The organism is Pseudomonas sp. 3B-A001-10F, from assembly GCF_056313565.1.
Map to the genome: position 1 here is coordinate 1 of NZ_JBQYFW010000073.1, position 1256 is coordinate 1256.

The 1256-nt window shown below is 54.0% G+C and carries 1 protein-coding gene; it reads left to right on the plus strand.

Annotation, left to right across the window (positions count from 1 at the left end; genetic code table 11):
• Positions 1–64: 64 nt before the first annotated feature.
• Positions 65–1248 (plus strand): IS3 family transposase gene (locus AC0ZWN_RS28770; RefSeq protein WP_218568197.1). Its coding sequence is split into 2 segments (ribosomal slippage): positions 65–329 and positions 329–1248, totalling 1185 coding nucleotides; the frame shifts between segments, so codons are not numbered across the junction.
• Positions 1249–1256: the final 8 nt, after the last annotated feature.

Below are 1256 nucleotides of genomic sequence, written 5' to 3' on the forward strand. Positions count from 1 at the left end.
TGCAGTGGTCTAATTTCCCCGGACACCCCGATAGGTGGAAAATACATCTATCGAGGAGTTATTCATGACTAAAAAACGCAGGGCATTCGACGACAGCTTCAAGCTGCAAGTCGTGAAGATGATCAAGGATCAGGGACTGACCGTTACGCAGGTTTGCCAGGATCTGAACATTGGTGAGACAGCCGTTCGACGCTGGGTTCAGCAATACGAGGCAGAGCAACTGGGACAGGCCGGAATCGGCAAGCCATTGACGGCGGAACAGCAGCGCATCCGGCAGTTGGAGCAGGAAAACCGGCAGCTCAAGATGGACAACGACATCTTAAAAAAGGCTACCGCCTTCTTTGCCCGCGAGCTGAAGTAACGTATCGACTGGTTCGGCAGCTGCAACAGAAGGCTTACTCAGTGGCACATGTCTGTCGGTTGCTGAGCATCAGTCGTTCGGGCTTCTATGAGTCTCAGAAGCGTGCTGATGCACCTGTTCGGCAGAGTTGTCCTGTTGTTGTGCAACTCAAGGCGTCTTTTGCCGAGAGTGGAGGCTGCTACGGCAGCCGCCCTTTGCGCGACGCTTTGCGTGCCAAGGGCATGCTTGTCGGGCTGTATAAAATCCGTCGTTTGATGCGAGCTAATGGGCTGCGTTCGGCTTGGAAGCGCAAGTTTGTACACACGACCGATAGCAATCATGACCTGCCGATTGCAGAGAATGTACTGGGCAGAAAATTTGATCAAGTGGCGCCAAACAAGGCTTGGGTGGCTGACATCACCTATATCCGCACCCGCAGTGGCTGGCTGTATCTGGCCGTGGTATTGGACTTGTTTTCACGCAAGATAGTGGGCTGGTCGATGGCTCCGAATATGCCGGCAGAGCTGGTGTGCACCGCGATGCAACTGGCTATCGCGCAGCGTCAACCGCCGCCAGGCTTGATTGCCCACTCAGATCGGGGTAGCCAATATGCGAGTGCAACTTACAGAGAATTACTGGCAAGAAACGGCATGCAGCAGAGCATGAGCCGTAAAGGTAATTGCTGGGACAACGCAGTGATGGAGCGCTTCTTTTTGAGTTTGAAAATGGAGCGGGTATGGCGCCGTGACTACGCGAACCACGCTGAAGCAATCCGCGACATCACCGAGTACATCGTTGGGTTTTACAACAACGAACGGTTGCACTCGAAACTGGGATATCTGCCACCGACCGCTTACGAGCGGGCGATGGCGTCAAAACCACCTATCGAGGTGTCCGGAATTAGTTGACCACTGCA